The following is a 16,346-nucleotide window of genomic DNA, read 5'->3' on the forward strand; positions in this document are numbered from 1 at the left end:
GCCACGGGCGTTGCACTGGTGGCGCTGCCATACAAGGTTTGCACCGCCACATGGCCGCTTATCGCGTTACTCGGCACGAGGTACTGCAGTTGTGTATTGCTCAATGACGATATCCCCGTCATGTTCAGGCCGGCCATCTGCGCGGTGGTGTCGGCTGCGAACGGGGCGAGGTTCGTACCCGACACTGTCACGGTTCCGCCGACGGCGACCACGGGGGTTACGGCGGTAATGGTCGGCGCATCCCCGGTATCCATGACGAAGGATTGCGCGCTTGTGGCGGTCTGACCGCCCACGGTCACGCTGATCGGACCGGTGGTCGCACCGCCCGGAACGCCGACCATCAGTTGGTTCGAAGAGGCGGAAAGCACGGTCGCCGTCGCGCCGTTGAAGCTCACCGTATCGCTCGCCGCATTGCTGCTGAAGCCCTGACCCTGGATGGTGACCTGGGTACCCGCCACGCCATGGGTGGGCGCGAAAGCGAACATTGCCAATTGCCCAGCGGCGATCGAAGCAGTCACCTGGGATGGATGGCCGAGAGTGTCATAGGTGTATTGCTGTGTCGTGCCGTCGCTTTGTGTAACAGCGACAACGCGCCCACTGGCGTCATGAACATAAGTCGTTTGCGCCTGAGCCGCGCCCATGCAGAGAAGAAGCGCGAAAAGCCCAGCCTGAAACCAGCTACGGCGGCGGCTTTGAGGCAAAAGTGCCAGTGCAGTTGGTGCAGTGACACCCGACGAGTCCGCCCATTCTGCATATCCGAGCTTCATCCGTAGCACCTTCATCGTCCTCGTCTTTCCCAAATCGCTCGATGCGGCCTTGTTTCATTATGCAAATCAACAAATACTGCCGGTATATGACAGCGTCACTGCGGCACCCATTCCAACGTCGCCGACCCAGGCACACCAGAGGTGGAAACGACCACCGTGTAGGTGCCGCTCGCCGGAAGGTTTTGCAGGGATAGCGAACCGGAACTCGTCGAACTAAAGGATGCGTACGCATTCGCCGTCGTGATGGTTGCGGCATTTGGGCTGTATACGCTGACGTAGACGGACAAGCCCGAGGGATTGCTGGTACTGACGTTGGAGAGTTCCAGCACGCCGCTGTCGCCCGCGTTGGCGTTGAATGTCAATCGCTGCACCTGCCCCAGGCTCATGCTGACCGATGCCGGGGTATTGGCACCCATGGCCGACCCTTGCAGGTCAGACAGAAGGACGGCATTGAAACTGATCTTGCTTGATTGATCGGGTGGCGAGACGGCAACGGTGTAGGTTCCGGCGCTCAGGTTCCACAAGGAGTATCGACACGTCCATCCGTTGTAACAGTCGCCGCCGGTGGCGACGTTGGTTCCGTTCGGATCATAAACATTGATGGTCAACGATCCGTTGAGTCCCGACACGCCGTTCAATGTCAGCTCCGCGTTTAGACCCTGGCTGGCATTGAACGACATCAGAACGCTCTGGCCCGCCGCGATCGAGCTGTAGGCCTGATTGGTGCCGTTGACGGCGATGGCTTGAGCGAGAGGTGTCAGGGTCAGTTGAGCGATGCCCGGAACACCCGACGTGGAAACAATGACGGTGTAGGTGCCCGTCGTGGGGAGCGTCGCCGGATAGCTGGGCAACGCGATACCTCCGCTTCCCGTTATGGTGGCGGAGATGTAGGCATTGGCGGGCGTAATCGGGCTGGTGCCAGGGCTGTAGACATTCACATATACCGGCAGACCAGACGGGTTGGAGGTACTTTCACCCGCTACGTTCAACGCCAATTGGCTTCCCGCCGTCGCATTGAAGGTAAGTCGCTCCACCTGGCCCAGCGCAAGCGAGGTGGTCACTTCATTGTTGATGCTGAGCGCAGGCCCCAAAATGTCCGACTCCAGCATGGCGTTGAAGCTGATGCTGCTCTTGGAATCGGGTGGCGAAACTATGACGGTGTAAGTTCCCGCTGCCAAATTCCACAGCGGATAACGGCAGGTCCATCCGCTATAGCAATTGATGTTGCTACTGATGTTGGTGCCGTTTGCGGCATACACGTTCACCATGTAGGGACTACCGCTCGTTCCGGTCACAGACCCGCCGCTCAGCGTCAGTTCGAGATTATCGCCCTGATTGGCATTGAACGTGATGGTGACGTTTTGACCTGCGACGTAGCCGTTGAAGGTAGACGATTGGCCGTTGCTGGCAAGCGTGTCTTGAATGCCCGGTTCCAGGTCCAACTGCACGCTTCCGGTCACCCCGCTCCCCGGCGAAACGATGACTTGATAGGTCCCCGTGTTTGGAAGCGCCGGCAGATTGACCGTATCGCCAATCGCCGACGAGCTGCTCAGATAACTCTGCTGACCGGGCGTGTAGATCGCATAACTCAGTGTTCCGCCTACCGGGCTGGTCTGCACGTTACCGGTCACCAGCGTCATCGTTTGTCCGGATGTTGCCTGGAAAAGTAGACGCTTGCTTTGGCCCGGGGTGGAAGTCACCACGGTGGCCTGCGTACTCAGCGCAAGTACACCAGCCTGCTCGTAGCCAACCGTCAACTGCGCGCCCCCTGTATCGGGAGTAAAGGTCACCAGATAAGTTCCGCTGGCACGCAGCTGGGGCAAGTGAATGGACGGCGAAGCGCTCGACACGGTGCCTTTCAGGATCTGCGCATTGCCAGGTGCGTAGACGGCATAATTGATGTTGCTGGCGGTGGTACTGATGCTGCTGGCCTGAAGACTGATCCAATCGCCCTCGATTGCATTGAACAGCATTGCACCGGTCTGCCCGCCGGCCGGGACATTCAATGTGACGGGGCTTCCCTTGGATGCAAATCCGCTACTGACCACGTTGGCGGCACTTATTCCACTCGGCAACACAATCACCGGACTGGCGCTAACCGCCTGGCCATAAGGGGTCGCCACGGTGACATAGCCGCTCGAATCGCTTGCAACGAGTGTGTGCTGGATCTGCGTATCGCTGAAAGTGGAGCCTGCGGAGATGTCGTTGCTGCCCAGCAAGACGCTCGTCAGACCGGTGCCTGGATTGAGATGCTCACCGGTCACGGTGATGGTAGTTCCCACCGCAGCAATCAGTGGGGTTATTTGCGTAATGCTTGGCGGCGCACCGGTATCGTCGACGACAAAGGGTGTGGGATCTGTCACAGACTGGCCACCGACGGAAATGCCGATCTGACCCGTCGTTGCACCGGAGGGGACATCCACGACCAATTGTGACGACGAAGCCGTCAAGACTGTCGCCGACACGCCGTTGAAGTTCACGTTGTTGTTGGCGGCGGCACTACTGAAACCCTGTCCATTGATCGTGACCGTGGTTCCCGCATCGCCGTGCGACGGCATGAACGTATAGATCGCCAATTGCCCTGCGGCCACCGGAGCGCTCACCTGAGAGGGATGACCCAGGGCGTCGTAGGTGTATTGCTGCGTCGTGCCGTCACTTTGTGTCACGGCGACAATACGTCCATTCGCATCGTGAACATAGGCAGTCTGCGCATGCGCTCCGTCAAGCCCAACGCTCGCGCAAAAAAACAGCAGCCATGCAAAGAAAGCGAGTGCGCCTGTGCGGCAAGGCCAGCGTCGCTGTATCCCCCGCATGCTAATGGAGCTCTCTGTGCGTCGGCTTCCCTGCGATTCCATACACACTTTCCCTTGGCCGCTCCATCGGAGACGACTGACCTGAACTCAAATTCGCTGTCCCTGATCGGGCTTCCCCGATGGCCTACACAATAACGCGCACCCGGGGCGTGCCCGATGTCTATACAATCACAAATCGGCGTGATGATTGCGTGAAGAAGCGCCAAGTAGCCCTTCCGATGATCGATGGACTCTAAAATAAGACACGATAAAACAGATTCGAGTGAACGCGGCTTAGATCCAGCCACGGAGCAGCCTACTTTTACGGGGGAACGCATGATCGGCCTGGATAGGCGGTATGCATGGTAGCCGTGGCAACATAAGGGGCCGGTTACCGTCAGCAGGCGCCCTATCGCCAATGAAATGAAACTGGCTCGATCGTGCATAGTGCCGGCCCGATCCCGATACCGGCCGACACATTGATCCTAGGTGATTTGGAGGCGAAGCGGCCGATGACCCTTGCTGCGCGCCGCAAGCCGATGCCCGGCGCTGAATGCAAGCATCGTGCAGGGCGCGGCCTTCGCTTCGAAAGCCCAACTCGCCCATCCTCTCCCCAAAGGAGAGAGGGAGTTCGTGTCAGCGTTTGTTACATATTGCGGCGGTATTCGCCGCCGACGTCGTAGAGGGCGTGGCTGATCTGACCGAGCGAGTTGTACTTCACGGCCTCCATCAACTGCTCGAACACATTCTTGCGCTCGCGCGCGGTGTTCTGCAGGGTCTTGAGGCTTTCCGGCGCGAGGCTGTTGCGGGTTTTGCCATAGGCTTGCACGTTGTCGATCTGCTGGCCTTTTTCTTCTTCCGTGCTGCGGATCAGTTCGATTTCGGTGGCGATTTCGCCGCCGTGGTCTTTGGGCAGGAAGGTGTTGACGCCGATCAACGGCAGGCTGCCATCGTGTTTTTTCTGTTCGTAGTACATGGATTCTTCCTGAATCTTGCCGCGCTGGTACATGGTGTCCATGGCGCCAAGTACGCCGCCGCGCTCGCTGATGGCTTCGAATTCCTTGTAGACGGCTTCTTCCACGATGTCGGTAAGGGCATCGACGATGTAGCTGCCCTGCCACGGGTTTTCGTTGAAGTTGAGGCCCAGCTCTTTGTTGATGATCATCTGAATTGCCACGGCGCGGCGCACGCTTTCTTCGGTCGGCGTGGTGATGGCTTCGTCGTAGGCATTGGTGTGCAGACTGTTGCAGTTGTCGAACAGGGCATACAGCGCCTGCAAGGTGGTGCGGATGTCGTTGAACTGGATTTCCTGCGCGTGCAGGGAGCGGCCGGAGGTTTGGATGTGGTACTTCATCATCTGGCTGCGAGCGCTGGCGCCGTAGCGTTCGCGCATGGCGCGCGCCCAGATACGGCGGGCAACGCGGCCGATGACGGTGTATTCCGGATCCATGCCGTTGGAGAAGAAGAAGCTGAGGTTGGGCGCGAAGTCGTCGATGTTCATGCCGCGCGCGAGGTAATACTCCACGATGGTGAAGCCGTTGCTCAGCGTGAAGGCGAGCTGGCTGATCGGATTGGCGCCGGCTTCGGCGATGTGATAGCCGGAAATGGATACCGAATAGAAATTGCGCACCTTGTGATCGACGAAGTACTGCTGGATGTCGCCCATCATGCGCAACGCAAATTCGGTGCTGAAGATGCAGGTGTTCTGCGCCTGGTCTTCCTTGAGAATGTCCGCCTGCACGGTGCCGCGCACGGTTTGCAGGGTTTCCTCTTTGATGCGCGCGTAGGTATCGGCATCCACGAGCTGGTCGCCGGTAACGCCGAGCAATCCCAATCCCAAGCCCTCGTTGCCCTTGGGCAGGTCGCCGGAATAGTTCGGGCGCTGCTTGCCGGCGAAGAGTTCATCCATGCGTTTTTGCGCCATGGCCCAGCGTGCAGGATCTTCCTTGAGGTGTTTCTCCACGTTCTGGTCGATCGCGGTGTTCATGAACATCGCGAGGATGATGGGAGCCGGACCGTTGATGGTCATCGACACCGAGCTGGTCGGCGCGCTGAGATCGAAGCCGGAGTACAGCTTCTTCATGTCGTCGAGGGTGGCGACGTTGACGCCGGAGTTGCCGATCTTGCCGTAGATGTCCGGGCGCGGCGCGGGATCTTCGCCATACAGGGTGACGGAGTCGAAGGCGGTGGAAAGACGCGTGGCGGCGCCGCCCTGGCTCAAGTAGTGGAAGCGGCGGTTGGTGCGCTCGGGCGTACCTTCGCCGGCGAACATGCGGGTGGGGTCTTCGCCGGTGCGGCGATACGGATACACGCCACCGGTGTACGGATAGTAGCCGGGCAGGTTTTCGCGCATGAGAAAACGCAACTGGTCGCCCCAATCCTTGGTTCTCGGCGGCGCCACTTTGGGAATTTTCTGGTGACTGAGCGAGACGCGGTAGTTTTCCACGCGGATCGTTTTGTCGCGCACCTTGTATTCATTGACGTCGTCGGTGACGGTTTTATAGCGCGCAGGCCAGTCGCGCAGCAGGTGCACGGCTTCGTGGCTGAGTTCGCGGAGTGCGGCGTTGTAGCGCTGGCGCAGTACCAGCAGCGAACGGTCGGCGTTGCTGTCGTGGGTGGCATCGTGGTCGTAGCGTTCGAGCGGACGCGGGAGTTTTTCGTCAGCAAGTTCTTTCAGCGCCTCGAAGTAATGCTGCGCCTTGCTGGCCAATTCTGCCTCGCGCTCGATCTGGGCGTTGATACCGCGGCCTTGCTCGGCGATTTCGGCCAGATAGCGCACGCGCGCGCCGGGAATCAATACCGTGGCGCGAGGTTCTTTGAGAGTGATGTCGAGTCTTGGCGTGAAATCGCAACGCGAGTGTGGGGCGGCCGCCCCCTTGGAAGAAGAAGATTCAAGATGGGCGGTCTGCTCCAGGTGCAGTTTTTCGCGCAGCAGGCGGCACAGGTTGGTGAACATCCAGGTGACGCCCGGATCGTTGAACTGGCTGGCGATGGTGGGATACACCGGCACGTCTTCGTCTTTCAGGGTGAAGGCGGTGCGGTTGCGCTTCCACTGCTTGCGCACGTCGCGCAGCGCGTCTTCGGCGCCGCGTTTGTCGAATTTGTTGAGCACCACCAGTTCGGCAAAATCGAGCATGTCGATTTTTTCGAGCTGGCTGGCTGCGCCGTAGTCGCTGGTCATCACATAGACGGGGAAATCGACCAGGTCGACGATTTCCGAATCGCTCTGGCCGATGCCGGCGGTTTCCACGATCACCAGGTCGTAAGGTTGGCTCTTCAGGAAATGGATGCAGTCGTGCAGCACTTCGTTGGTCGCCGCGTTCTGGCGGCGCGTGGCCATGGAGCGCATGTATACGCGGTGGCTGCGCAGTGCGTTCATGCGGATGCGATCGCCCAGCAGCGCACCGCCGCTGCGGCGGCGCGTGGGGTCCACCGCCAGCACGGCAATGCGCATGCTGGGGAAGGCGTGCAGGAAGCGAAGCAGCAGTTCGTCCACCACTGAGGATTTGCCCGCGCCGCCGGTGCCGGTCATGCCGAGCACGGGGGTGTGCTTGCCGGCCAGCGACCACTCTTTGCGCAGGCGCGCCAGTTCGGTGTCGGCGAGCTTGCCTTCCTCGATGGCCGAGAGCATGTGGCCGATGCTGATTTCGTCGTCGATGCTGATGGCGGTGGGCACCACGGCATCGTTCTGCTCGTGCTTGGCCGCCGCGTTGCCGGCGCGCTGCATCACGTCTTCGATCATCTCGGCGAGGCCAAGCTTCATGCCGTCGTTGGGATGGTAGATGCGCTCCACGCCATAGGCCTGCAGGTGGCGGATCTCCTCCGGCGTGATGGTGCCGCCGCCGCCGCCGAACACGCGAATGTGCCCGGCGCCCCTCTCCTTGAGCATGTCCACCATGTACTTGAAGTATTCGACGTGACCGCCCTGGTAGGAGGACAGCGCGATCGCGTCGGCGTCTTCTTGCAGTGCAGCACGAACCACGTCCTCTACCGAGCGGTTGTGGCCCAGGTGTATCACTTCCGCACCCTGCGACTGGATGATGCGGCGCATGATGTTGATCGCGGCATCGTGGCCATCGAACAGGCTGGCGGCGGTGACGAAACGCAGCGGACTGGTTTCAGCCTGCGCGGCGGTGGCAGGAACGTGCTTGGCGGGGGAACTCATGGGGACTCCGACAACGTGGGTGCTAGCCGGATATTCTAGTGGGGATGGGTGTTAAGCGGTTGGAGGGGGCTGGCGGCGGCGCTTGTGCGGTGCCCGGGTGTAGGCCAGAGTCCGGTGGCGATATCGAGCCTGTCAGGATTTTTGTGTGCTGAGCCATACACAGGCCTTATCGCCAGGTTGCTCGCCTGCGCGGCGGGCGTTTCGTGCCTCTGCCGAGGCCCGAGTCACTTTCTCTTGCTTGCCCAAGAGAAAGTAACCAAAGAGAAGGGCACCCCGGAGTTGGTGCTCGACGGGCTGCGCCCGCCGAGGCGTGAGTTGGGGCCGGGCTTTTCGACAGGGCATCCTGCCCTGGCGAAAAGGGATCGGCATCCATGCCGATCCCCCTGCGGGCCTTTTCGCCCCCAACTCACTCACCGCCTACGGGGCCCGGGAAGAACAGCGCGCTTTGCGCGCACTTTTCAGAAGAGCTGAAAGCCTAAGAGCAAAAACTAAAGAGTAAGAGCGGGAAGCGGAAAGCAGGAAGCAGGAAGCAGGAAGCAGGAAGCAGGAAGCAGTTTATCGAAGCATGCGATGATTTCCCCCATTGCGCACTAACACCACGCGCGCATCGCGCGATGCTTTTGATCTTGCTCCTTGCTCCTTGCTCCTTGCTCCTTGCTCCTTGCTCTGCTTTTGCTTTTGACTTCGCTCTTTAAAACAGTGCGCGCATCGCGCGCTGCTCTTAACGGGGGCCCCGTAGAGCGCGGCGAACGGGTGGAGGAAAGCCCGAAGGGTGGCTGGCATGGATGCCAGCCAGTTTTTCGACAGGGCAGGACGCCCTGTCGAAAAACCCCGTAACCCGTTCACGTACCCGAAGGGCGCGCTCTCCGGGGTGCCCTTTCTTTGGGTTACCTTTCTTTGGGCAAAGCAAAGAAAGGTAACTCGGCCGCTGGCAGGCGGACGAAACGCCCGCCGCGCAGGCGAGCAACCTGGCGATAACGCACAGAAAAAACGCAGGCAAATGTTTCCGCCCTACACCGCAGTGCGGCCATGCGAGGTGGCATTAGCTACGCAAACAAGCAACCCCGCATCAACACCCAACCTTGCCTCGTCAAGCCAACCCGAACGGCAAATTGGGCGACGCCACCACGCGATTGCCCACACACTCGCCACGCAGGAAAGCCAACGCAGCCTGGATAACTTCCGGCGCATCCAGAATCTTGTGATGACCCAGACCCTGCGTCGTAAGCAGGCGCGCACCGCTCCAATAACGCGCGTAACGCTCCCCCTCTTCCCACGGCACTTCACGATCATCCAGATCATGCACGACCAAGCCCGGCTGGCCGAGCCGGGGCAAACTGTGGTGCGCGGCGAGATCGCGCGGTGGAATGCCGGTGCGTTGTTCGTACCAATGCATGAAAGGTTCGTGCAGGTGCGCCCCCAGACGCACGAAGCGAAAGAAACGATGCGCAGCGGCTTCGATATCCGCGGCCGGCGCGATGACCACCAGCTTATGCGCATGCCAGGTTTCGCATTGCGCCAGCGTAAGGGCCGCTCCGCCCATGGAATGGCCGATGGCGAGTGCGGCGTCGCCATAGTGCTTGCCGACTTCGCGGATGGTGTCGATGCAGTCGGGCAGCGTGCACAGGTGGCCGCTGCTTTCGCCGTGCCCGGGTTGATCGAAAGCGACTACGGCATAACCCAGCGCACGCAGCTTGGCCACCCACGGCAGATAGCGCAGCCCGAAGCTCGACCAGCCGTGCACCAACAGCGCATACGGCTGCGTGACCGGATCGCCCCATACATAGGTCACGATGCTTTCGCCACCGATCTGCAGCGCGTGCCGCTGCATCTCGCCATCGGGTTTGGCCGCCCGCGCGCGACTGCGGCTGCTGGCGAACGGCGTGGCGAACAAGCGCGCGGCGCGATCCACCGTTTGTCGCGGCGCCAGCCGTCCGCCAACCACGAAACCGATGCGCACGGCGCCGAGCTTCAACGTATGACCGGAGGAACGACGATGCGTATGTGCAGTGGGACGGGTCATGGCAAGCTCCTGGGGGTTCAGGGCCGATAACTGGCAAACAGGCGGTCGAGCGCGGCGCGCGTGCAGCGGCTGGCTTGGTCGAAACCGAACAAGCCTGCATCGTGATGCAAGCCAAGCATCAATGAGTAGATTTCAAAAGCGAGCAGCGTGGCGTCGGTGTCGGGGCGGAAATCGCCCGCCTCCACCGCCAGCGCGATGGCGCGCTTGATTTCGTTGCGCCAATCGGACTGTTGCTTTACGACGCGTTCGCGCAACGGGCTGTCTGCGCGGCCGTCGTACTCGGTCGCGGCGCCCAGCAACACGCAACCGGTGGCGTGGATGCGCCCCCACTCCATCCAGTTTTCCACGATGGCGCGCAAGCGCGGCAAGCCGCGCGGCTGTTTCAACGCCGGGTGCAAGATGAACGCGACGAAGCGGGCCGAGACCGCCTCCAGCAGCGCCAATTGCAGGTCTTCGCGCGAACCGAAGTGCGCGAACACACCGCTTTTGGACATGCCCACGCCGGAAGCGAGTGCGCCGATGGAAAGGCCTTCCATGCCGTCGTGGCGGGCCAATTGGTAGGCCTGCTCAAGGATCAACTCGCGGGTGGCGGCGCCTTTGGCGGGGGTGGTCGCAGTACTCATGGGATCAAAATAGCACGACCGTTCGTTTTATTCCAGCACGAATCGGCACGAGGGCCCCGCCCAACGGCAACACACTGCCTGCTCTTGGGAAAAGAGGACGTCAATGCCTCCCAGCAAACGGTGCCGCAGCACCGTGCAGGCAGCAGATGCGGACCGCCGCACAACTTAAAAAACTGCCCCGCTCCGGTAAGCCAAAGGTCAGCCATCCCCGGTATCAACGTCATCTGTCCGTGCTAGAAAACACCGGGGTAAGCGCGCGTCGCCAGCGATCAGGGGGCCATCGGTATTCGCAAGTAATTCTGCTGATTCCTGAACAAGCGAAAGCAATCACGTCAACATCGCCCGATACGCTCGCGTTCCCCGTACTGCCAGCCGCCTGCCGCGGCAGCTTATAAAAATGGAGAGACACACATGATCAGCATCACCAGCAAACTGGCTCTTGTTGCAGCAGGCGTCGGCCTTGCCCTGGCCAGCGTGAGCTATACCCCGGCCGCATCCGCCCAGGTTGCGGTTGGCGTGAATGTGGGCATTGGCGTGGCACCGCCGCCGCCGCGCTATGAAGCCGTGCCGCCGCCGCGTCGCGGCTGGATTTGGGCTCCCGGCTACTGGGCGTGGAATCCGGGCTGGCATCGCCATGTATGGGTGGCCGGCCACTGGGAACGCGCGCGTCCGGGCTATCGCTGGTATCCGGGCGTGTGGGTGCAGGGCCGCGATGGCTGGCGCTGGCGTGACGGTTACTGGGGCCGCTAATCGGCAATGCGCCGCGCCTCGTCCAGTGACGGGGCGCGGTTTTACCGAGCGAGGAAACGCTCAACTTAAGAACGTCCGCTAAACGTCTCTGCCCGGATCGACAGATCTTTCGATCCACCTACCATCCCGGGGAATCTTCCATGTCATTACGTCTTGCAGCCGGGCTCGCCCTGGCCTGCGTCACCGCGGTGACCGCCGGCTGCGTGGTGGAACAGCCGCCGCCGCGTCCGCACCCTGTCTATGTCGCGCCGCCGCCCGCACCGATTTATGAAGTGGTGGCGCCCGGTCCGCCGCCGGTGCAGGTCGTGGAAGAGGCGCCACCCTCACGCCCGGGCTTTATCTGGGCGCGCGGTTACTGGCGCTGGGATGGCCGCCGCTACGTGGCAGTGCGCGGCCACTGGGAACCGGTGCGGCCGGGTTACCACTACGTACATCCGCATTGGGAGCAAGGCCGCGGTGGCTGGCACTTCCGTGCGGGGGGCTGGGTCGCCGGCTGAACCGGCTCGCCGCAAGCCCCGAAAGCGCCCCGTTCAAGCGGGGCGTTTTTTTAAAAGAGCCGATCAGCTCGGAGTCGAATGGTCGCCGCTGAAAGCCGCAAAGGACGCTAAGGGTCCGGCAAGTAGGCGGGGGCAAAATAGACTCCCTGGGTGAAACGAGGGCCTGGAAATGGACCGCCGCGACTTTTTGAGGATCAGCGGATGGGGCTTGGTGGCCGGCATGCCGGTGCCTTGGCAACCGGCCGTTGCCACCGGTCGTTCGGCGCCACCCTCTTGCGGACAACCCGATTACACGTTGCGAATCGGCCGCAGTCTGGTGGAGCTTGCGCCGGACCACGTCGTGTCGACCCTTACCTACAACGGTCAATTCCCAGGTCCACTACTTCGCCTTAAGGAAGGGCGGCCGGTGGTCGTGGACGTGTACAACGATACCGATCAGGTCGAACAACTCCATTGGCACGGACTTGCAGTGCCCGCAGCCGTCGATGGAGCAATCGAAGAAGGCACGCCAGTGATTCCCGCCCGCGGCAGACGACGTATTGCTTTCACGCCTGGGCCTGCCGGGTTTCGCTTCTACCATACCCATGTTCGCGCCGGTAACGACCTCACTCGAGGGCAATACAGTGGACTCCTGGGGCCCATTTATATCGAGCCGCGCCTCGATCCGGGTGCTTACGACCGGGAAGTATTTCTGACCCTGAAAGAGTTCGATCCGGTATTCAGCCAAGGCGGCGATATGGCCGTGAATTTTCTGCGCCCCAGGGAACGGGACACCCAACTCCAGGCAGTAGGCGAAGCGGCTATGAAGGCTTCGTTAGCGCGCGGAATGCCTCATGGCTATGAGGTTGGCTACCAGGCCTTTGCCGTCAATGGACGCAAGCTCGGTCATGGTGATCCCGTCCGGGTCAAGGCCGGCGAGCGCGTGCTGTTTCACATTCTCAACGGCAGCGCTACCGAGCTGCGTAGCTTGGCGTTGCCGGGGCACACCTTCAGGGTAATCGCGCTGGATGGCAATCGGGTCCCTCGCCCGGCAGAGGTGCCGGTGCTTTGGCTCGGCGCGGCCGAGCGCATCAGTGCCATCGTAGAGATGAAACAACCGGGCGTATGGGTCCTTGGCGATCTTGCCGACGACGATCGCGGCAATGGCATGGGCATCGTGATCGAGTATGCAGGCCAGCATGGGCGGCCGCAGTGGTTGGCTCCGCCATCTAGCGACTGGGATTATCGATGGTTTGCGTCCGACGCATCGCCATCGGTGAGGCGCATGCCGGACGAGATGATTGAAATGACGTTCGCCAAACAAAACGCCGCCGACCAAGGATTCAACCGCTGGACAATCAACGGAGAGGCGTTCGACATGGCCGCCATGAAGCCCTTATTTCATCTGCGCGAAGGCCGACGCTATCGATTGCGCATGCACAATCAGAGCGATGATATTCATCCCATACACCTTCATCGTCACCGGTTCGAAATCACCCGCATTGCGGGGCAACCAACTGACGGCGTCGTGAAAGATGTGGCGATGCTGGGCGGCTACCAATCCATGGACGTGGACTTCACCGCCGATCAGAGGGGGTTGTCTTTGTTCCACTGCCACATGCAACTGCACATGGATTTTGGGTTCATGGCTCTATTTGAGTGCGCTTGATGTCGCCAGAGCCAGCGGCTATTTCCGATACTTCGCCCACATCCAAGTGGCAGCGTGTTCTGAGCGTGGCTTGGGTATTCTTAAAGTTAGGATTGACCTCTTTTGGTGGTCCCATTGCGCACGTAGGTTACTTTCGACGCGAGTTTGTCGAGCGCCGCCGATGGTTGAATGATGTCGATTTCGGTCGACTATTGGCGCTCTGTCAGTTCCTCCCCGGCCCAGCCAGCAGCCAGCTCGGATTTTCGATTGGCCTGTTGCGCGAGGGCGGCTGGGGTGGCGTCGCTGCCTTCACAGGATTTACGCTGCCTTCGGCAATTCTGATGATCGCTTTTGCTTACCTCAGCCATGATCTGGTTGGCGCGTGGGGAGAGGCGATCATCCACGGATTGAAGCTGGTGGCCGTAGCTGTGGTTGCGCAAGGATTGTGGGGCATGGCGCGTTCGCTGACGCCCGATTGGCCGCGGTGTTTGCTGGCAGCTTCAGCGTTGGCTTTGATGGTGTGGGCGCCCAATGCGTTGATGCAATTGGCAGCCGTGGCAATCGGGGCGCTCTGTGGTCCTTTGGCATGTCGCCGGGTTTCTACGCCCGGAGGCGAAACATTTGGACTGAGCTATAGCCATCGACTGGGCGCCGTACTGATGGCGGCTTATGGCGCCCTGCTGGCCTGCGCATTGCTAGGTGTTTCAGGCCGCTCTGAGTTCGGGCAAATCGCAGCAGCATTTTACCGAGCTGGAGCGCTGGTCTTTGGTGGTGGTCACGTGGTTCTCCCGCTTCTACAGCAAACGGTAGTGGCGCCGGGCTGGGTGGATGCCAATGCTTTTCTGGCAGGCTACGGTGCCGCGCAAGCGGTACCTGGTCCGATGTTTACGCTGGCGGCGTTTCTGGGGGCGCGATGGCAACACGGCGAGGGTGGTGCGCTTGGCGCCCTTGTGGCGCTGCTGGCGATTTTCTTGCCCGGCCTGCTGCTGGTTTCCGGCTGCTTGCCGTTTTGGAGTGCCCTGGCTTCTCATGCTCGCGCCGTGCGAATGCTGGCCGGGGTCAATGCAGTCGTAGTGGGGCTACTGGCGTATGCGTTCTACAACCCAGTATGGATGGGTGGTATCCATGATGGCGTGGATGTCGCGATTGCTGGCAGCGGTTTCATTCTGCTAACCCTGGCCCGATGTCCAGCGTTGGCTGTTGTGATCGGTTGCGTAGGGGTGTCCTTGTTGCGGATGGCAACCATCTAAGAAGCATCTCAAATGGCTTACATTCGGCAGTGATGCCGTTTCCAAGGTCGTCAAATGCAGCGATCGGCTGGACGCCCCTTTTACCCTCTTTACCGCTTGTGACCTTGAATGAAAGGCGCTGTATTCGCTAGGGATGCTCTGATCCATGCTTCGTAGCTGTCACCCGCTCTGTCTGTTCGCAGGCCACAGGGCCATCAGCGCCGGCAGACTGGCTGGCTGTCAAGACGATGGACCGAAGGCCCACGGACAGTCAGAGCAGGCCCCCGCACCCTGAATTGACTTGATGGGGTGATGTCCAGAAGGCCACCTGCGAAGCATTAATGAGAGCATCACTTAAGGTCTGCGTTGGCCGTAGAATTTCCTCATTGGTTCCAGGTGGGCGAGGTGCCGGCAGATCGCCGCCATCCAAATCCTTGACCCACGTAGAAATTCTTGAGGAAACCGCCCCGGGGTGTCTTGGCGCGTCAGTGACCAAATGGCGATGCGCACCGCCGGGTTTGCTGCGCCGCGTCAGGCCCCGCGAAGCAGTCGTATTAAACTTATGGGGCTAACTCCTCGCCCCAGCGTCCCGCTGGGGCTTTGAGTTTCAGGCGTCAGGTCCTTGGCGGGGCCCAAACGCTTCCAACACATGGTCGCCTTCCCCGGCGCCGTCAGACGTGGAGTCAACGTTCCAATGATTTTCGAAACCATCGCCAAAACAGGCCACGAAGAAGTCGTCTTCTGCCATAACAAAGACGCGGGCCTGAAGGCCATCATTGCGATTCACAACACGGTGCTGGGTCCGGCACTGGGCGGCCTGCGCATGTGGCCCTACAAGACCGAGCAGGATGCCGTGAACGACGTACTGCGCCTGTCGCGCGGCATGACCTACAAGAACGCGGTCGCCGGGCTGAACCTGGGCGGCGGCAAGGCGGTGATCATCGGCGATCCGTCCAAGGACAAGTCCGAAGCGCTGTTCCGCGCGTTCGGCCGTTTCGTCAACTCGCTCAACGGCCGCTACATCACCGCCGAAGACGTGGGCATCGACGTCAACGACATGGAATACGTGTTCCGCGAAACCGAATACGTGACCGGCGTGCACCAGGTGCACGGCGGCTCGGGCGACCCTTCGCCGTTCACCGCCTACGGCACGCTGCAGGGCCTGATGGCCGCGCTGAATTTCCGCCACGGCAACGAAGACGTGGGCAAGTACAGCTACGCCGTACAGGGCGCCGGCCACGTGGGCAGCGAATTCATCAAGCTGCTGCGCGAACAGGGCGCCAAGGTGTTCGTCACCGACATCAACAAGGATGCCGTGCAACGCTGCGTGGACGAACTGGGCTGCGAAGCGGTGGGCCTGGACGAGATCTACGACGTCGATGCCGACGTGTACTCGCCCTGCGCGCTGGGCGGCACGGTCAACGAGCTGACCATCGACCGCATCAAGGCCAAGATTATCTGCGGCGCGGCCAATAACCAGCTGGCCACCGATGCGATCGGCGACGAACTCCAGCGCCGCGGCGTGCTGTACGCCCCGGACTACGCCGTCAACGCCGGCGGCGTGATGAACGTCTCGCTGGAAATCGACGGTTACAACCGCGAACGCGCCATGCGCATGATGCGCACGATCTACTACAACCTGGGCCGCATCTTCGAAATCAGCAAAACCCAGAACGTGCCTACCTACAAGGCCGCCGATCGCCTGGCCGAGGAGCGCATCGACGCCATCGGCAAGATCAAGCTGCCGCACATGGGCAATGGCACACCACGCTTTGCAGGGCGCATGCGCGGGCAGTAAGCGGCACAGGCCCCAGGGCCTGTTTACCCTAGTCAACGCAAGCGATGCAACGAAAAGCCGCCGGTTTCCGGCGGC

Annotated in this window: 10 protein-coding genes; 5 read left to right on the forward strand and 5 right to left on the reverse strand. The window is 61.0% G+C overall.

The genetic code is table 11. The annotated features are described in order from the left end of the window. From VME63_RS09090 to VME63_RS09110, 5 genes are all read right to left on the reverse strand, one after another. The coding region (locus VME63_RS09090; RefSeq protein WP_325432472.1) for an IPT/TIG domain-containing protein at positions 1-767 on the reverse strand (767 nt) is incomplete at its 3' end. A 95-nt stretch (positions 768-862) separates the two neighbouring features. After that, a complete protein-coding gene (locus VME63_RS09095) occupies positions 863-3,622 on the reverse strand; it encodes an IPT/TIG domain-containing protein (protein ID WP_325432474.1) in 2,760 nt (919 codons plus the stop codon). Positions 3,623-4,205: 583 nt separating this feature from the next. Then, positions 4,206-7,724: a methylmalonyl-CoA mutase family protein gene (locus VME63_RS09100; protein ID WP_325432476.1), complete on the reverse strand. Its 3,519-nt coding sequence runs from the start codon at positions 7,722-7,724 to the stop codon at positions 4,206-4,208. A gap of 1,090 nt (positions 7,725-8,814) precedes the next feature. Then, a complete protein-coding gene (locus VME63_RS09105) occupies positions 8,815-9,747 on the reverse strand; it encodes an alpha/beta hydrolase (protein WP_325432478.1) in 933 nt (310 codons plus the stop codon). A gap of 17 nt (positions 9,748-9,764) precedes the next feature. Continuing rightward, a complete protein-coding gene (locus VME63_RS09110; protein WP_325432480.1) occupies positions 9,765-10,370 on the reverse strand; it encodes a TetR/AcrR family transcriptional regulator in 606 nt (201 codons plus the stop codon). A gap of 411 nt (positions 10,371-10,781) precedes the next feature. On the opposite strand from VME63_RS09110, the gene VME63_RS09115 reads away from it, so the two are divergent. From VME63_RS09115 to VME63_RS09135, 5 genes are all read left to right on the forward strand, one after another. Beyond that, complete coding sequence (locus VME63_RS09115; protein WP_325432482.1) at positions 10,782-11,120, forward strand: hypothetical protein; 339 nt, start codon at positions 10,782-10,784, stop codon at positions 11,118-11,120. Positions 11,121-11,260: 140 nt separating this feature from the next. Further along, positions 11,261-11,617: a hypothetical protein gene (locus tag VME63_RS09120; protein ID WP_325432484.1), complete on the forward strand. Its 357-nt coding sequence runs from the start codon at positions 11,261-11,263 to the stop codon at positions 11,615-11,617. Between the two features lie 169 nt (positions 11,618-11,786). Further along, entirely contained in the window at positions 11,787-13,265 is a 1,479-nt protein-coding gene (locus VME63_RS09125; RefSeq protein WP_325432486.1) for a multicopper oxidase family protein, read from the forward strand. Continuing rightward, positions 13,265-14,494: a chromate efflux transporter gene (gene chrA / locus VME63_RS09130; protein ID WP_414648232.1), complete on the forward strand. Its 1,230-nt coding sequence runs from the start codon at positions 13,265-13,267 to the stop codon at positions 14,492-14,494. The genes VME63_RS09125 and chrA overlap by 1 nt, the downstream gene beginning before the upstream one ends. Positions 14,495-15,167: 673 nt before the next feature. After that, positions 15,168-16,271: a Glu/Leu/Phe/Val dehydrogenase dimerization domain-containing protein gene (locus VME63_RS09135; protein WP_325432488.1), complete on the forward strand. Its 1,104-nt coding sequence runs from the start codon at positions 15,168-15,170 to the stop codon at positions 16,269-16,271. The last annotated feature ends 75 nt before the right edge of the window (positions 16,272-16,346 follow it).

The organism is Dyella sp. (assembly GCF_035503745.1).
In the GTDB taxonomy this organism is placed as follows: Bacteria; Pseudomonadota; Gammaproteobacteria; order Xanthomonadales; family Rhodanobacteraceae; genus Dyella_B.